Consider the following 15,059-nt stretch of genomic DNA (forward strand, 5'->3'; position numbering starts at 1 on the left):
ATGGCGGTCCATGTCACTGGGGGCAAATCAGCTGGCGAGTGCGGACGTCGAGGCCTTGTCGGCCGGCGGCGGTACCTTGCCGCGCCATGTCGCCATCATCATGGACGGCAACGGCCGCTGGGCGCGCCGGCGCGGGCTTCCGCGCACGGCCGGCCATAGCCAGGGGGTCGAGGCCGTCCGCAAGACCGTGGCCGCCGCACTCGATCTCGGCATCGACTATCTGACGCTCTACAGCTTCAGCTCGGAGAACTGGTCGCGACCCAAGGAGGAGGTGGGCTATCTGCTCAATCTTCTCAGGCGGTTCGCCGACCGCGACGTCGCGCTCCTGCACGAGCGCGGCGTGCGCATCCGCGTCATCGGCGAGCGCGAGACGCTCCAGCGCGACATCGTGGCCCTGATCGAGAGCGCGGAAGAGCGCACCCGCGACAATACGGCCATGACGCTCGTCATCGCCTTCAATTACGGCGCCCGCGACGAGATCGCCCGCGCGGTCCGCGAGCTCGCGGCCGCCGTGGAGCGCGGAGAGCTCGCGCCCGACGCGATCACGCCGGCGCATGTCGCCCGGCATCTCTACACCGCCGACATTCCAGACCCCGACCTCATTGTCCGCACCAGCGGCGAGCAGCGGCTCAGCAACTTCCTGCTGTGGCAGAGCGCGTATTCGGAGTTCGTCTTCGTCGATGCGCATTGGCCGGAGTTCGACAAGGCGCAATTCATGAATGCGATTCGGGAATTCATGAGCCGCGAGAGGCGGTTCGGTGGAATTTCTCAAACCACGCCTTAAGAAAGAAGACGGCGGCAAGCCGGGAAGGGTGGAAGTGCACATGCCCGACGATTCGGAGAGCAGGCCCCCGTCTGCGCCATGGCGCGATCTGGGCCTGAGGGCCCTGTGGGCCGGCATCCTCATTCCGCTCGCCCTCGGTCTCGTCTGGCTCGGCGGTGCATGGTTCCGCGGCCTGATCCTCGTTGCCGCCGTCCTGATGGCGCTCGAATGGTGCCGGCTGATCTTTCCCCGGGGCGATGCCGCGCAGGTCACGCTGCATATCCTGGCGGGCCTCGTGGCCATCGCCCTGCCGGCCTTCGGCTTCGTCGGCCTCGCCCTTGCGAGCGTGCTGGCGCTCTGGGCGGCGAGCGTGGCCCTGCTCTTCATGCACAGCCGCGAGGAGGGCAGGCCCGGCTGGGCCCTGATCGGCGTGCCCTATATCGCGCTTCCCGCCGCCGCGCTGGTCATTCTTCGCGGCGGGCCGGAACACGGGCTGGTCGCAATCGTGTGGCTTCTCGCCCTGGTCTGGGCGACGGACAGCGGTGCCTATTTCTGCGGCCGGCTGATCGGCGGACCGAAGCTTGCCCCGCGGCTGTCGCCGAAGAAGACATGGGCGGGCGCGGTCGGCGGGCTCGCGGCGGCCTGCATCGTGTCGGCCGCGGTCGCTTACGGCTTCGCCCTTGCGGCTCCCGAAACCCTGATCGTGCCGGCGGCGGCGCTCTCCATTGCCGCACAGGCGGGCGACATGATGGAATCGGCGGTGAAGCGGGCGGTCCATGTGAAGGATTCCGGCACGCTCATTCCGGGCCATGGCGGCATACTGGACCGCATGGACGGCCTTGTCGCCGCCGCCGTTGCGGCGCTTGCGGTCGGGATCCTGCGGGGTGGGCCGGAAGCTGCTGCCACGGGGCTCATGATCTGGTAAAGCTTCCGCCCAGGACGTTGGGCCATATCGAGACAACGAGGATAGAGACAATCGTGCGAGCCATAGCGCAGACGGGCAGGGCCCCCGCGGACCCCGCCCATGGCGGCGACCCGAAGCGGCTGACCATATTGGGGTCCACCGGCTCGATCGGCCGGTCCACGGTCGATGTGATCCGCCATGCCGACGGGGCCTTCGCCGTGGACGCGCTTGTGGCCAACGCGAATATCGCCGAACTGGCAGCCCAGGCGAAGGCGGTGAATGCGCGCCTCGCCGTCACCGCCGATCCCGCACTCTACGGGCCGCTGAAGGACGCGCTTGCCGGTTCGGGCATCGAGGCGGCGGCGGGCGAGGCGGCGGTCGTGGAGGCGGCCGGCCGGCCGGTGGACATGGTGATGGCCTCCATCGTCGGTGCGGCGGGCCTGGCGCCGACGCTTGCCGCCATCGAGCAGGGCACGACGGTCGCGCTCGCCAACAAGGAATGCCTCGTCTGCGCGGGCGAGCTGGTCATTGCGGCGGCGGAGCGCAAGCGTATCGGGATCGTTCCCGTGGATTCAGAACACAGCGCGGTCTTCCAGGTCTTCGAGACCGGCAATGCCGATGCGGTCGCCCGGGTGATCCTGACGGCGTCGGGCGGCCCGTTCCGCACCTTTTCGCGAGAGGAGATCGCCTCGGCGACGCCCGAGCAGGCGCTGCGCCATCCGAACTGGAGTATGGGACAGAAGGTTACCATCGACTCCGCGACCTTGATGAACAAGGGTCTGGAACTCATTGAGGCCTTTCATCTTTTCCCTGTCGACGAGGATCGCCTCGACGTGCTGGTCCATCCCCAGTCCATCGTGCACAGCCTCGTGGAGTATCGCGACGGCTCGCTTCTGGCGCAGATGGGCGTGCCGGACATGCGCACGCCCATCGCCTATGCGCTGAGCTGGCCCCGTCGCATTTCCGCGCCCGTGGAACGGCTGCGGCTGGAGGAGGTGGGCCAGCTCACCTTCGAGGCGGTGGACGGGGAGCGTTTTCCCTCCGTGGCGCTTTGCCGCTCCGCGCTGCGCCGCGGCGGCAGCGCGACGACGATTCTCAATGCGGCCAACGAGATCGCGGTTGCCGCGTTCCTGTCGGGCCGTATTCCGTTTCCGGCCATTACGGGGCTTGTCGCCGACACGCTTGAGCGTGCGGAGGGAGAGGCTATGTTGGGGCCCGTCGCGACGCTGGACGAGGTCTGGGCGGCGGACGCCTATGGCCGGCGCATCGCGACCGACCTCGCCGGGGCGCTGTAAGGAGCAGATCTGACCATGGATGCCGTTCAGTTTCTCACCGGATCGCTCACCTCGCTCGTGTCCTATCTCATCCCGTTCCTGTTCGTGCTGACGATCGTCGTCTTCTTTCACGAGCTCGGCCATTTTCTCGTGGCGCGCTGGTGCGGCGTGAAGGTGGACACCTTCTCCATCGGATTCGGGCGTTCCTTGGGCAGTTGGGTCGACCGCAAGGGGACGCAGTGGAAGATCGGCTGGCTGCCGCTCGGCGGTTATGTGAGCTTCCACGGGGATTCCTCGGCGGCCTCGACGCCCGACCGCGCCGCGCTCGAGGCGGCGGACGCCGATGACAGCGTCGATGCCGCCTCCCTGTTCCACAACAAGCCGCTCTGGGCGCGCGCCGCTGTCGTGGCGGCCGGGCCAATCGCGAATTTCATAGTTGCCATAGTGATTTTCGCGGCGACCTTCATGCTCGTTGGCCAGACGATCATGGAGCCGCGGGTCGACGAGATCCGGGCCGACAGCGCGGCCGCGGAAGCCGGGTTCGAGGTCGGCGACCTGATCACCCGAATCGACGGTCGGGAGATCGCCTCCTTCGCCGACCTCCAGCGCATCGTCTCCGAAAGCGCCGGCGAGACGCTCGATATCACGGTCGAGCGCGGCGGCAGGGATGTGACGCTTCAGGCGACGCCGCGCATCCGCGAGGTGACGGATCGATTCGGCAACACGCACAGAATCGGCATGCTGGGCATCAGCCACGACCCGCAGGGCGACGCGCGGGTGGAACGCTACGGACCTGTAACCTCCCTGTGGATGGGCGTGGAGCAGACCTGGTACGTCATCTCGCGGACGCTCGAATATGTGTTCCAGGTGATCGTCGGCGCCCAGAGCGCGGACCAGCTCGGCGGGCCGCTCCGGATCGCCCAGATGTCGGGGGATGTCGCCACCGTCAGCTTCATGGCGCTGATCAATCTGGCGGCGGTGCTGTCGGTGAGTATCGGTTTGGTTAACCTATTCCCCATTCCGATACTTGATGGCGGTCACCTTTTGTATTACGCCATCGAGGCTGTGCGGGGAAACCGCTGAGCGCAAAGGCGCAGGATTTCGGCTTTCGGGTGGGATTGGCCGTGGTCTTGATGTTGATGGTTTTTGCGACCTGGAACGACCTGATGCATTTCAACCTGTTCTAGGTTTGCAACGCTTTTGGGGAAAAATCTCGGCGGTCGTGCTAACCGGTTTTCACCGTTGACAAAACGTCGTACAAACATCCCACCACTTCGCTCGAGTTTCGGGGACTGTTATAACAAAAAGCGATTGGCTCCTTATGCGCTACCGGTTCGTGATTGCAGGCTTTCTCGCGTTTCTCATGCTCGCTGCAGCTCCTGTGGCAGGGATTAGCGCGTTCGGTGGTGCCGCCCAGGCCCAGTCGGTCATCTCCCGGGTGGTCGTGGAGGGCAATCAGCGGATCGAGCCCGAGACCGTGATGTCCTATATGCAGGTCGGCGCGGGCGACCGCTACAATGCGGAAAAGGTCGACGAATCCCTGAAGAACCTGTTCCAGACGGGGCTGTTCTCCGACGTCCAGATCTTCCGGCGCGGCAGCGAACTGGTGGTCAAGGTCGACGAGAACCCGCTGATCAACAAGGTCAACTTCGAGGGCAACAGCGAGATCAGCGACGAGGATCTCTCCAAGGATATCGGCCTGAGGCCGCGCATGGTGTTTACCAGGGCCCGCGTCCAGAGCGCGGTCCAGCGCATCAATGCGCTCTACCGGCGCTCCGGCCTGTTCGCGGCCAGCGTCGATCCCAAGGTGATCCGCCTGCCGCAGAATCGCGTCAATCTGGTCTTCGAGATCTCCGAGGGGCCGGAGACGCGAATCGAGCGCATCAACTTCATCGGCAACAAGGAATTCTCCGACTCCCAGCTGCGCGGCGTCATCACGACGGAGGAGACGCGCTGGTGGAAGTTCCTGACCACCGCCGACAGCTACGATCCCGACCGGCTCGCCTATGACCGCGAGCTCCTGCGGCGCTTCTACCTGTCGGAGGGCTATGCCGACTTCCGTATCCTGTCGGCGACGGCGGAGCTCGCCCGCGACGGCGAGAGCTTCTACATCACCTTCACCGTCGACGAGGGCCAGCAGTACGACTTCGGCACCATCGACGTCGATCCCGGCGACACCACACTGTCGCGCGAGGACCTCCTGTCGGTCATCACCACCCAGACCGGCGACACATACGATGCCAGCGAGATCGACAATTCGGTCGAGCGGCTGACCGTCGAGGCGGGCACGAACGGCTATGCCTTCGCCCGTGTGCGTCCCGACCTCAACCGCCATGCCGAAGAGCGCATCATCGACATCACCTACAAGATCGACGAGGGCCCGCGCGTCTATATCGAGCGCATCGCCATCGTCGGCAATACGCGGACACGCGACGAGGTGATCCGCCGCGAATTGCGGCTCGTCGAGGGCGATGCCTACAACCGGGTTCTGGTCGACCGGGCTCGCCGCCGCATCACGGCCCTGGACTTCTTCTCCAAGGTGGAGATCCTCGAGGAGCCGGGCTCGACACCCGACCGCGTCACCCTGATCGTGAAGGTCGAGGAGAAGTCGACCGGCTCGCTGAACTTCGCCGCGGGCTACTCCACGACGGAGCAGGTGGTCGGCTCGATCAGCCTGACGGAGCGCAACCTTCTCGGGCGCGGCCAGTTCGTGCGGCTGCAGACCTCCCTGAGCTTCAAGCGCCAGCAGGTCGATTTCAGCTTCACCGAGCCCTATTTCCTCGGCCGCAACCTGTCCTTCGGCGTGGACGCCTTCGCGACACAGACGAACCAGCAGAGCGAATCGTCCTTCGACGTCCGCCAGGCCGGTGCCGGTGTGCGCTTCGGCTTCCCGCTGTCGGAGAACTCCAGGCTGACGACGCGGTACAACTTCACCAACCGCAAGATCACCGACGTTCCCAACGACGCCTCGCAGGCCATCAAGGACTCCGAGGGCACGAGCAACATCTCCCAGATCGGTGCGACCTACGTCTATTCGACGCTCGACAATCCGCTCAAGCCGACTTCGGGCTTCCGCTTCAGCCTGTCGGGCGATGTCGCGGGTCTCGGCGGCGACACCTACTGGATCAAGGCGGAGACGGCGGGCTACTATTTCTATCCGGTCTATGAGGGCGTCACGCTGATGCTCAAGGGCACGGCGGGCCACATGGAGCCCTATAATGGCGACGAGGTCCTGCCGATCGACCGGTTCTTCAAGGGCGGCAATTCCTTCCGCGGCTTCGAGCGTGCCGGCATCGGCCCGCGCGATGACAGCACGGGGGACTCGCTCGGTGGCCAGACCTACGCCATCGGCACGGTCGAGCTGACCTTCCCGCTGTTCCTGCCGGAGGAGTTCGGCGTGACGGGTGCGGTGTTCTCCGACTTCGGTACCCTGTTCGAGGCACCCCAGACGAGCGGCGTCAATCTGGAGGATTCCGCAAATCTGCGTGCATCGGTCGGCGCCAGCATCATCTGGGAATCGCCGCTCGGACCGCTGCGCTTCGATTTCGCCCAGGCGGTGCTGAAGGAAGACTACGACAAGACGGAGTTCTTCCGGTTCAGCGTCGGCACCCGCTTCTAGGAGGTCGGTGTACGACCGGGGCAATGAGCAGCGCGAGGCATCCCTGCCGGGTCTGACCGGCGCTGCTCTCATCTTCGAGGATTGACCGGCCAGAGCTCCGGATCGCCGATCCGGGCACCGGCCGGTCTAGCAGGACGGCTCGACATCATGGCGGACAATGGGGAGAAGCGGGCGCTCGGCACGGCCGATATCGTGCGGATCATGCAGCTCCTGCCGCACCGCTATCCGTTCCTCATGATCGACCGGATCGTCGATATGGACCGCGACGTATCCGCCGTCGGCATCAAGAACGTCACCATCAACGAGCCCTATTTCGCAGGCCACTTTCCCGACTTTCCGGTCATGCCCGGCGTGCTCATGGTGGAGGCCATGGCGCAAACGGCGGGCGGTCTGGTCATCAGCCACCGCGGCGAGGAGCACCACGGCAAGCGCGTCTATTTCATGACCATCGACAAGGCCCGGTTCCGCCGGCCCGTCGTGCCTGGCGACACGGTCCGGTTCTCCGTGGACCTGATACGCAAGCGCGGCAATGTGTGGAAGTACAAGGGCGAGGCCCGTGTCGAAGGCCGTCTCGTTGCCGAGGCCGAAATCAGCGCCATGCTTGCCGACGCGCCGTGACCGGCGCCCGGGCGGGGCGCCTTGGCGTCATGTCCCGGCTATCGCCTGTCTGCGCCACGCGCCCGGCGCCATCCCGAATGTCTCCTTGAAGCGCCGCGTGAAGGCGGGAACTGAGCCGTACCCGCAGCGCTCCGCGATCGCGGTCATGTCCAGCTCGGCCTCAGCCAGCATCTCCCTAGCCCGGATCATGCGCCACCGGGTCAGATAGGCATGCGGGGACATGCCCACCTTCGTCGTGAAGCGGTCGGAGAAGCTGGAGCGCGACATGCCGGCAAGCCCGGACAGCGTGTCGATTGTCCATGGCCTGTGCGGCTCGGCATGGATCGCCACCAGACCCCGGCCCAGCCTCGCGTCCCGCAGGGCGGCCACGAAGCCCCTGCTGTCGCCGCCGGCTCCGGCCGCATCGCGCAGGGCCTGCATCAGCAGGATCTCCACGATCTTGTGAAGCGCCATCGTCGCACCGGGGCCCGACAAGGCCGCCTCCTCGCCAAGCAGGCGCAGGGCTGCCGCAAAGGGTGGCGCGCCCGACTTGAGGACCATGACAGCCGGCAAGCCCGCGAAGACCGGATGGCGCAACAGCTCGTCGAAGGCGAGGAAGCCGCAGAGAATGGAGGTGCGGGGCGACCCGGAGCCCGCAGCGAGCACACCGTCGCGCGGAGGATTGGCCGCAAGGACATCGGCGAGGTCCACAAGGGGTCCCGCATCCACGACCGATGACAGCGTCTGCGCCGTGCCGTCCGGAACCAGGGTCAGGTCGCCTTTCTCAAGCCGTTCCGGAGGGGCGCCCGGTACGGTGACCAGGCAGTCGCCCTCCAGCAGGCAGTGAAACCGGATGTGGTGGCGTTCCTGCGGCAGCCGGATGGCAAAGGGACCGTGCAGCTCGGCCCGGAAATAGAGCGAGGCTTTCAGCCTCAGCGCCGCGCAGATCTCTGTCAGGACATCCATTGGGGTAGAGGATCAGAGAATTGGACGAACTGCAAAGAAAACCGGCCTCACAGGCAGGGATCGGTCGACAAGCTCGGTATAGGGTCGAGCTCGATCTCAAGCTCCGGAGAGTGTCGCCATGTCCTTCGATGCCGTTCTCGCCCTTGCCGGTTTCGCATTCGTCATGTCCGTATCGCCCGGCCCGGGCAATCTCCTTCTCCTGACATCCGGCGCGAATTTCGGATTGGCGCGCACGCTGCCCCTGGTCTTCGGGATCAGCTTCGGCTTCCTCGGAATGGTCATGGCGACCGGCCTCGGCCTTGGGCAGCTCCTCAAGGCCTATCCCGCAATCGCCACGGTCCTGCGTGCAGCCTGCGGAATCTATGTGCTCTGGCTTGCCTGGACGATCGCACGGAGCGCCGGTCCGCGGGCCCGCAATGCGGGTGAGGCCATCGAAAGGCCGTTCACATTCCTCGAGGCCGCGGCGCTTCAACTGGTCAATCCGAAGGCCTGGGCCGTCGCCCTGGTCGTGACCGTGTCCTATCTGGCGGCGGATGCGCCGGTCTCGAGCCTTCTGGTGCTCATCGCGATCTTCGCCGCGGTCAACATCCCCTCGATTGGCCTGTGGGCCGTGTCGGGGGTGGGGCTCCGCGGTTTTCTCGCCCATGGTCGCCGCATCGCGGTCTTCAATGTGATGATGGCGGCGCTTCTGGTTGCGTCGATCCTGCCCGTCCTGCTGCCGGCCATGGAATAGCGGTGCCGGAACTCAGGCTTCAGAAACGAAACGGCCCTTCCCGCAGGGCGCGCGGGAAGGGCCGGACCGGAAAGGGTCGTTCTGAGGTCAGCCGCGCTTGTCGGCCGGCACGTAGCCGCGCTCCGTCTCGCCGGTATAGAGCTGGCGGGGACGGCCGATCTTCTGCTTGGGGTCCTCCACCATCTCCTTCCACTGGGCGATCCAGCCGACGGTGCGGGCCAGCGCGAACAGCACGGTGAACATGGAGGTGGGGAAGCCCAGCGCCTTCAGCGTGATGCCCGAATAGAAGTCGATATTCGGGTAGAGCCGCTTCTCGACGAAATACTCGTCGTGGAGTGCGATCTGCTCCAGCTCGCGGGCGACGTCGAACAGCGGATGGTCCTTGATGCCGAGTTCGTCGAGCACCTCATGCGCCGTCTTCTGCATGATCTTGGCGCGCGGATCGTAGTTCTTGTAGACCCGGTGGCCGAAGCCCATCAGGCGGAAGGGATCGTTCTTGTCCTTCGCGCGGTCGATGAAGTGGGGGATGTTCTCCGGGGTGCCGATCTCCTCCAGCATGTTGAGCGCGGCCTCGTTGGCGCCGCCATGGGCGGGGCCCCACAGGCAGGCGATGCCGGCGGCGATGCAGGCGAACGGATTGGCGCCCGAGGAGCCGGCGAGCCGGACGGTCGAGGTCGACGCGTTCTGCTCGTGATCGGCATGCAGGATGAAGATCCGGTCCATGGCGCGCGCGAGCACCGGATTGACCTTGTAGTCCTCGCACGGCACCGCAAAGCACATATGCAGGAAGTTCGAGGCGTAGTCGAGGTCGTTGCGCGGATAGATGAAGGGCTGGCCCACATGGTACTTGTAGGCCATCGCGGCGATCGTCGGCATCTTGGCGATCATCCGCCGGCTCGCGATCTCGCGCTGCTCGGGATCGTTGATGTCGGTGGAGTCGTGATAAAAGGCCGACATGGCGCCGGCCACGCCGACCATCACGGCCATGGGATGAGCATCCCGGCGGAAGCCGGTGAAGAACTTGCTCATCTGCTCGTGGATCATGGTGTGATAGGTGATCGCCGTCTCGAACTCGCGGCGCTGCGCAGCCGTCGGCAGCTCGCCATAGAGCAGCAGATAGCAAGTCTCGATGAAGTCGCCATTCTCGGCGAGCTGGTCGATCGGATAGCCGCGATAGAGCAGAACGCCCTCGTCGCCGTCGATATAGGTGATCTGCGATTCGCAGCTCGCCGTCGACGTGAAGCCGGGATCGTAGGTGAAGCGGCCGGTCGTGCCGTATAGCGAGGAGATGTCGACGACATCGGGTCCCACCGAGCCCTCGTAGACGGGAAGCTCGTAGCTCTCGCCGTCCAGGTTCAGCGTGGCCGATTTCGTCATGGTTTTGGTCGCGTGCTCATTCATGCTCGAGGCCTCTCTGTTGTTATCCCCGTCGCGTGCCGGAGAGGACAACTCCCATCGTCGGATGCGGGAATGGCCCGGCAGGCGGCGCAAGGCGCGTGAGCGACACTCTGTGAGGGACTATGTATAAGTTATCCCTTTGGCTACCCCATAACAACGCTTGCCGCAAGTGCCGCCAGAACGTGAAAATGCCCAAAATATAGGCAGTCAGGCCGCCTGATCGCGAAGCCTCGCCAGCGCCTCGTCGCGCCCGAGCACGGCCAGGACATCGAAAATCCCCGGGATACGCCGGACCCCGTCAGGGCGGCCCTCAACGGCTGGGCGACCTTGCCGAGCTTCAGGCTTTCCGCCTCGACAAAGCGTCGCACGATGGCCTCGAGCTCGTCCACCGTCCAGGAGCTCGCGGCCTCGAGTTCGGGGACCAGCCTGGCGAGGATCGCGCGGGCATCGTCATCGAGGATCTTCGCCGCCTTCTCGTCGAGCGGAAGGGGCCGCTCGGCGAACAGGAAGCCCGCGCTCCCGACGAGCTCCAGGAGCGTCTTGGCGCGCTCCTTCAGGCCCGGCATGGCCTGGAGAAGCTGCGAGCGCACCGCGTCGTCCACCTTCGCGGCCCATGCTGCGCCCTCGGGGCTGCGGGGCAGGAAGGCGATGAAGTCCTCCACCAGCGCGGCATCGTCCTTGTTGCGGATGTAATGGCCGTTGAGGTTCTCCAGCTTCGCGAAGTCGAAGCGCGCGGGGCTGCGGCCGATGGCGTCGAGATCGAACCAGGAGATCATCTGCTCGGTGGAGAAGATCTCGTCGTCGCCATGGCTCCAGCCGAGCCGGACGAGATAGTTGCGCATCGCCTCGGGCAGGTAGCCCATGTCGCGATAGGACTCCACGCCGAGCGCGCCATGGCGCTTCGACAGCTTGGCGCCGTCCGGCCCGTGGATGAGCGGAATATGGGCGAATTCCGGCGCCGTCCAGCCAAGCGCATCGTAGATCAGCGTCTGGCGGGCGGCATTGGTCAGGTGATCGTCGCCGCGGATCGCATGGGTGACGCCCATATCGTGATCGTCCACCACCACGGAGAGCATGTAGGTGGGCGAGCCGTCGCTGCGCAGGAGAACGAGATCGTCGAGCTCGCTGTTGGAGAAGGCGACCCGGCCCTGCACATGGTCCTCGATCACGGTCTCGCCGGTCTGCGGCGCCTTGATGCGGATGACGGGCGGCACGCCGGCCGGCGCCTCGGACGGGTCGCGGTCGCGCCAGCGCCCGTCATAGCGCGGCGGACGGCCTTCCGCGCGCGCCGTCTCGCGCATTTCCGCGAGCTCCTCCTGCGTGGCATAGCAACGATAGGCGAGGCCCTTCTCCAGAAGCCCGTCGACGGCCTCGCGATGGCGCTCGCTGCGCTCCGACTGGAAGACGGGATCGCCGTCCCAGGAGATGCCGAGCCAAGTGAGCCCCTCGAAGATCTTCTCGATGGCATCCGGCGTGGAGCGCTCCCGGTCGGTATCCTCGATGCGCAGCAGCATCCGCCCGCCCTTGGCGCGGGCATAGAGCCAGTTGAACAGGGCCGTCCGGGCACCGCCAATATGCAGGTAGCCGGTGGGCGAGGGGGCGAAACGCGTAACGACGGGCGAAGTCATGATGCACCGAGCCTGATGCTTTCTGGGTTATGCAGGGTTAGGATGGCCGCGCAAGGCGGCTTTTCTCTAGCACACGGCCCGGCGATTTGTCAGGTCTTGTTGCGCCGGGGCGGCCGTTGGGGGCAAACAATCCAGGCGGGGCAGGGGGCGTCTTGGCTTGGCGAGCCGATATCTGGGACCGGCCGGGGCCGGCAAGACCGGAGGCGTCTGCGCAGGACGCACCGTCCGGCGGACCGCTCGCGCGGTTCCTGGCCGCACTGCGTGCACAGGGCGAGCGCTGGGGCCTTTGGCTGCCTGTGGCGTTTGCGGGCGGCATCGTCGCCTATTTCGCCCTGCCGCGCGAACCGCCCTGGGAGGCTGTCGCCGTGCTCGCGGTCGCGGCCCTTTGGCTGACGGCGCTCGCGGCGCGCAAGGGGCAGGTGTCGCTGTCTCTCATCGTGGCGTTTGCCCTGTTCGGCGCCGTGGTCGCCAAGGTCCGCACCGAGACGGTGTCGACGCGGATGCTCTCTGCGCCCGCATCGGTGACGCTGACCGGCCGCGTCGAGCGCGTGGAGGGGCGCGAAGGCAGCGCCCAGCGCCTCACCGTCGCGGTCGCCGGCATCGAGGGCATCCGCAAGGGCGCGCGGCCGGACATCGTGCGGCTGACGGTGAGGGGAGCGGAGACGGGCAGTCTTCCGGGCGATCATATCCGCGTGCGGGCCCGCTTGCTGCCGCCGCCGGAGCCGGTCATGCCGGGAGCGTACGATTTCGCGCGCGCCGCGTGGTTCGACGGGCTCGGCGCGACGGGGTTCTCCTATGGCGCGCCCGAACGGATCGCGGGACCGTCTGCGGGGCTTTCCGCCCGGTTCGCGGCGTGGCTGGCACGCGCGCGGATCGCCATCGCCGAGCGCGTCTATGCCGTCCTGCCGGGACGGGCGGGAACCTTCGCCGTGGCGCTCATGACGGGCGAGCGGGCGGACCTGCCCGACGACGTGGTGGAGGATCTGCGCATCTCCGGGCTTGCCCATCTGCTCGCCATTTCCGGGCTCCATATGATGCTGGTCGCCGGCGGGGTGTTCTGGGGCGTGCGTGCGCTTCTCGCGTTGAGCCCGGCGCTTGCCGGCGCATGGCCGATCAAGAAGTGGGCGGCCGGGACGGCGCTCGCGGCGGCGGCCGTCTATCTGGCGCTTTCCGGCGCCGGCATCGCCACGCAGCGCGCCTTCATCATGGTGGTGATCATGTTCGCCGCCATCCTCCTCGACCGCACGGCGATCACCATGCGCAATGTCGCGTTCGCCGCGCTGGTGATCCTCCTCGTCCAGCCGGAAAGCGTCCTGTCGGCGAGCTTCCAGATGTCGTTCATGGCCGTCGCCGGTCTCGTCGCCTTCTACGAGGCCGTGCGCGACTGGCGCGACGGGCGGGACAGGGACCATGGGGGCGGGACGGTCCGCCAGGCGCTTCGCGGCACGGGGCTCTATGCCGCCGGTGTCGTGGTGACGACGCTCGTCGCGGGCGCTGCGACCGCGCCCGTCGCCGCCTGGCATTTCCAGAGGGTCGCCGCCTACAGCCTGCTTGCCAATGCGGCGGCGCTGCCGCTCGTCAGCCTCCTCGTCATGCCGAGCCTGCTGCTTGCGCTGCTGCTCATGCCGTTCGGGCTCGAGGTCTGGCCGCTCAGGGTTGCGGGATGGGGGCTCGATGCGGTGATCGCGGTCGCCCATCGGGTGTCCTCGCTCGACGGTGCCTCGCGCGTCGTGCCCGCCGCGCCTGGGCTGGCCCTGGTGCTTGCCGTCTTCGGCATGCTCTGGCTCTGCCTCTGGCGCGGATGGGTGAGGGCGCTCGGGCTCGCGGCCGTTCTCCTTGCGGTTCCCCTCGCCGCCGCCCGCGTGCCGCCCGATGTGCTGATCGAGCGGGAGGGGCGGAACGTCGCCATCCGCAACGGCGAGGGCGAGCTCGCCGTGATGACCGCCCGGGCGGGGCGCTACAGTGCGGAGCGCTGGCTGCGTGCCGACGGCGATGCCGCCATGGTGGCGGATGCCGCCCGGCGTCCGGGCTTTTCCTGCGACCGTTTCGCATGCATCGCGCAACTTGAGAGGGGCCGGGAGCTTGCCGTGGTGACCCATCCCGCCGCCCTCGACGAGGAGTGCGCGCGCGCCGACATCGTGGTGACGACGTTCAAGCTGCGGCGGGACTGCCCGTCCGCCGAGGCCGCCATCGACATATGGACGCTGCGCGACAATGGTGCCCATGCGATCTATGTGGAGGAGGAGGGCCTGCGCGTGGAGCGCGCCAACGACCATCGCGGCCTGCGTCCCTGGGTGCCGCGTTAATCGAAGACGGTGACAATGATCGATGGCCCCGCCTCAGTAGCGGCGCAGGAGACCGATGAGCTTGCCCTGGATGCGGACGCGGTCGGGACCGAAGATGCGTGTCTCATAGGCCGGGTTGGCCGCCTCCAGCGCGATCGAGTCGCCCTTGCGCCTGAGCCTCTTGAGCGTGGCTTCCTCGTCATCAACGAGCGCGACCACGATATCGCCGTTCTGGGCGACGTCGGAGCGGCGGATGAGCACCGTGTCGCCGTCGAGAATGCCGGCATCGATCATCGAGTCGCCCTTGATCTCCAGCGCGAAATGCTCGCCGGGCCCAAGCAGCTCCGGCGGCACGGAGATGTTGTTCGTATGGTCCTGTATGGCCTCGGCGGGCACGCCGGCGGCGATCCGGCCCATCAGGGGAACGATGGCCGTTTCGGTCCGGTCGCCGTCCTCGTCGTCGCGGGCCTGCTGCGGGCGACGCCCGAGCGACCCCTCGATGACGCTCGGATTGAAGCCCTTCTGCTGCGGCGCTGTCGCGAGGCCCTGGCCGACGGACTCCGGCAGCTTCACGATTTCCAGGGCGCGGGCGCGATGGGCGAGCCTGCGGATGAAGCCGCGTTCCTCCAGTGCCGTGATGAGGCGATGAATGCCGGATTTGGACCGCAGGTCCAGCGCCTCCTTCATCTCCTCGAAGGAGGGCGGCACGCCGGTCTCCTTCAGGCGCTGGTGAATGAACATCAGAAGTTCATGTTGCTTGCGTGTCAGCATAGATCGATCCGCCCACAGTCATGTTGTTTCCAAGCCTGTTGCACAATCGTCGTGACAGATTCGCGGACAAAAGTGAACAAAACTGAAACATTTATAACTGTTCTGCTTATGTTCGGCAAGC

At 66.5% G+C, this 15,059-nt stretch carries 11 protein-coding genes and 1 pseudogene; 8 read left to right on the forward strand and 4 right to left on the reverse strand.

What is annotated here, in order from left to right:
* The first annotated feature begins 100 nt into the window (after positions 1-100).
* From HW532_RS01220 to fabZ, 6 genes and pseudogenes are all read left to right on the forward strand, one after another.
* A complete protein-coding gene (locus HW532_RS01220) occupies positions 101-784 on the forward strand; it encodes an isoprenyl transferase (protein ID WP_246479878.1) in 684 nt (227 codons plus the stop codon).
* Between the two features lie 40 nt (positions 785-824).
* The gene (locus HW532_RS01225) at positions 825-1,688 is read left to right on the forward strand and encodes a phosphatidate cytidylyltransferase (protein ID WP_213162693.1); all 864 of its coding nucleotides are present in this window, start codon (positions 825-827) and stop codon (positions 1,686-1,688) included.
* 62 nt (positions 1,689-1,750) lie between these two features.
* On the forward strand, positions 1,751-2,962 hold the full coding sequence (gene dxr, locus HW532_RS01230; RefSeq protein ID WP_213164370.1) for a 1-deoxy-D-xylulose-5-phosphate reductoisomerase: 1,212 nt from the start codon (positions 1,751-1,753) through the stop codon (positions 2,960-2,962).
* 15 nt (positions 2,963-2,977) lie between these two features.
* Positions 2,978-4,128 (forward strand): annotated as a pseudogene (gene rseP / locus HW532_RS01235) (RIP metalloprotease RseP).
* Positions 4,129-4,322: 194 nt separating this feature from the next.
* Entirely contained in the window at positions 4,323-6,560 is a 2,238-nt protein-coding gene (gene bamA, locus HW532_RS01240) for an outer membrane protein assembly factor BamA (RefSeq protein ID WP_246479429.1), read from the forward strand.
* 147 nt (positions 6,561-6,707) lie between these two features.
* Positions 6,708-7,178 carry a 3-hydroxyacyl-ACP dehydratase FabZ gene (gene fabZ / locus HW532_RS01245; RefSeq protein WP_213162695.1) on the forward strand — a complete coding sequence of 157 codons (471 nt, stop codon included), beginning with the start codon at positions 6,708-6,710 and terminating at the stop codon, positions 7,176-7,178.
* A gap of 27 nt (positions 7,179-7,205) precedes the next feature.
* On the opposite strand, the gene HW532_RS01250 is transcribed toward fabZ, so the two are convergent.
* Positions 7,206-8,123, reverse strand: a complete 918-nt coding sequence (locus HW532_RS01250) for an AraC family transcriptional regulator (protein WP_213162696.1) — start codon at positions 8,121-8,123, stop codon at positions 7,206-7,208.
* 118 nt (positions 8,124-8,241) lie between these two features.
* Here HW532_RS01250 and HW532_RS01255 point away from each other — a divergent pair, with 118 nt between their 5' ends.
* Positions 8,242-8,856: a LysE family translocator gene (locus HW532_RS01255; RefSeq protein ID WP_213162697.1), complete on the forward strand. Its 615-nt coding sequence runs from the start codon at positions 8,242-8,244 to the stop codon at positions 8,854-8,856.
* 87 nt (positions 8,857-8,943) lie between these two features.
* On the opposite strand, the gene gltA is transcribed toward HW532_RS01255, so the two are convergent.
* Both gltA and gltX read right to left on the reverse strand, forming a co-directional pair.
* Complete coding sequence (gene gltA / locus HW532_RS01260) at positions 8,944-10,233, reverse strand: citrate synthase (protein ID WP_213164371.1); 1,290 nt, start codon at positions 10,231-10,233, stop codon at positions 8,944-8,946.
* A 164-nt stretch (positions 10,234-10,397) separates the two neighbouring features.
* Positions 10,398-11,882 (reverse strand): glutamate--tRNA ligase, encoded by a 1,485-nt coding sequence (gltX, locus tag HW532_RS01265; protein ID WP_425491914.1) that lies wholly within the window; start codon positions 11,880-11,882, stop codon positions 10,398-10,400.
* Between the two features lie 152 nt (positions 11,883-12,034).
* On the opposite strand from gltX, the gene HW532_RS01270 reads away from it, so the two are divergent.
* Positions 12,035-14,188 carry a ComEC/Rec2 family competence protein gene (locus tag HW532_RS01270; protein ID WP_213162698.1) on the forward strand — a complete coding sequence of 718 codons (2,154 nt, stop codon included), beginning with the start codon at positions 12,035-12,037 and terminating at the stop codon, positions 14,186-14,188.
* A 33-nt stretch (positions 14,189-14,221) separates the two neighbouring features.
* Here the strand turns inward: HW532_RS01270 and lexA are convergent, their stop codons facing one another.
* Positions 14,222-14,938, reverse strand: a complete 717-nt coding sequence (lexA, locus tag HW532_RS01275) for a transcriptional repressor LexA (protein WP_213162699.1) — start codon at positions 14,936-14,938, stop codon at positions 14,222-14,224.
* Positions 14,939-15,059: the final 121 nt, after the last annotated feature.

Origin of the sequence: Kaustia mangrovi (assembly GCF_015482775.1) — a bacterium.
Classification (GTDB): Bacteria; Pseudomonadota; Alphaproteobacteria; order Rhizobiales; family Im1; genus Kaustia; species Kaustia mangrovi.

Bases quoted from the DNA above. Each gene is read 5' to 3' on its own strand.
- HW532_RS01220 (WP_246479878.1), top strand. From the start codon at position 101: ATGGACGGCAACGGCCGCTGGGCGCGCCGGCGCGGGCTTCCGCGCACG.
- HW532_RS01225 (WP_213162693.1), top strand. From the start codon at position 825: ATGCCCGACGATTCGGAGAGCAGGCCCCCGTCTGCGCCATGGCGCGAT.
- fabZ (WP_213162695.1), top strand. From the start codon at position 6,708: ATGGCGGACAATGGGGAGAAGCGGGCGCTCGGCACGGCCGATATCGTG.
- HW532_RS01250 (WP_213162696.1), bottom strand. From the start codon at position 8,123: ATGGATGTCCTGACAGAGATCTGCGCGGCGCTGAGGCTGAAAGCCTCG.
- HW532_RS01255 (WP_213162697.1), top strand. From the start codon at position 8,242: ATGTCCTTCGATGCCGTTCTCGCCCTTGCCGGTTTCGCATTCGTCATG.
- gltA (WP_213164371.1), bottom strand. From the start codon at position 10,233: ATGACGAAATCGGCCACGCTGAACCTGGACGGCGAGAGCTACGAGCTT.
- gltX (WP_425491914.1), bottom strand. From the start codon at position 11,882: ATGACTTCGCCCGTCGTTACGCGTTTCGCCCCCTCGCCCACCGGCTAC.
- lexA (WP_213162699.1), bottom strand. From the start codon at position 14,938: ATGCTGACACGCAAGCAACATGAACTTCTGATGTTCATTCACCAGCGC.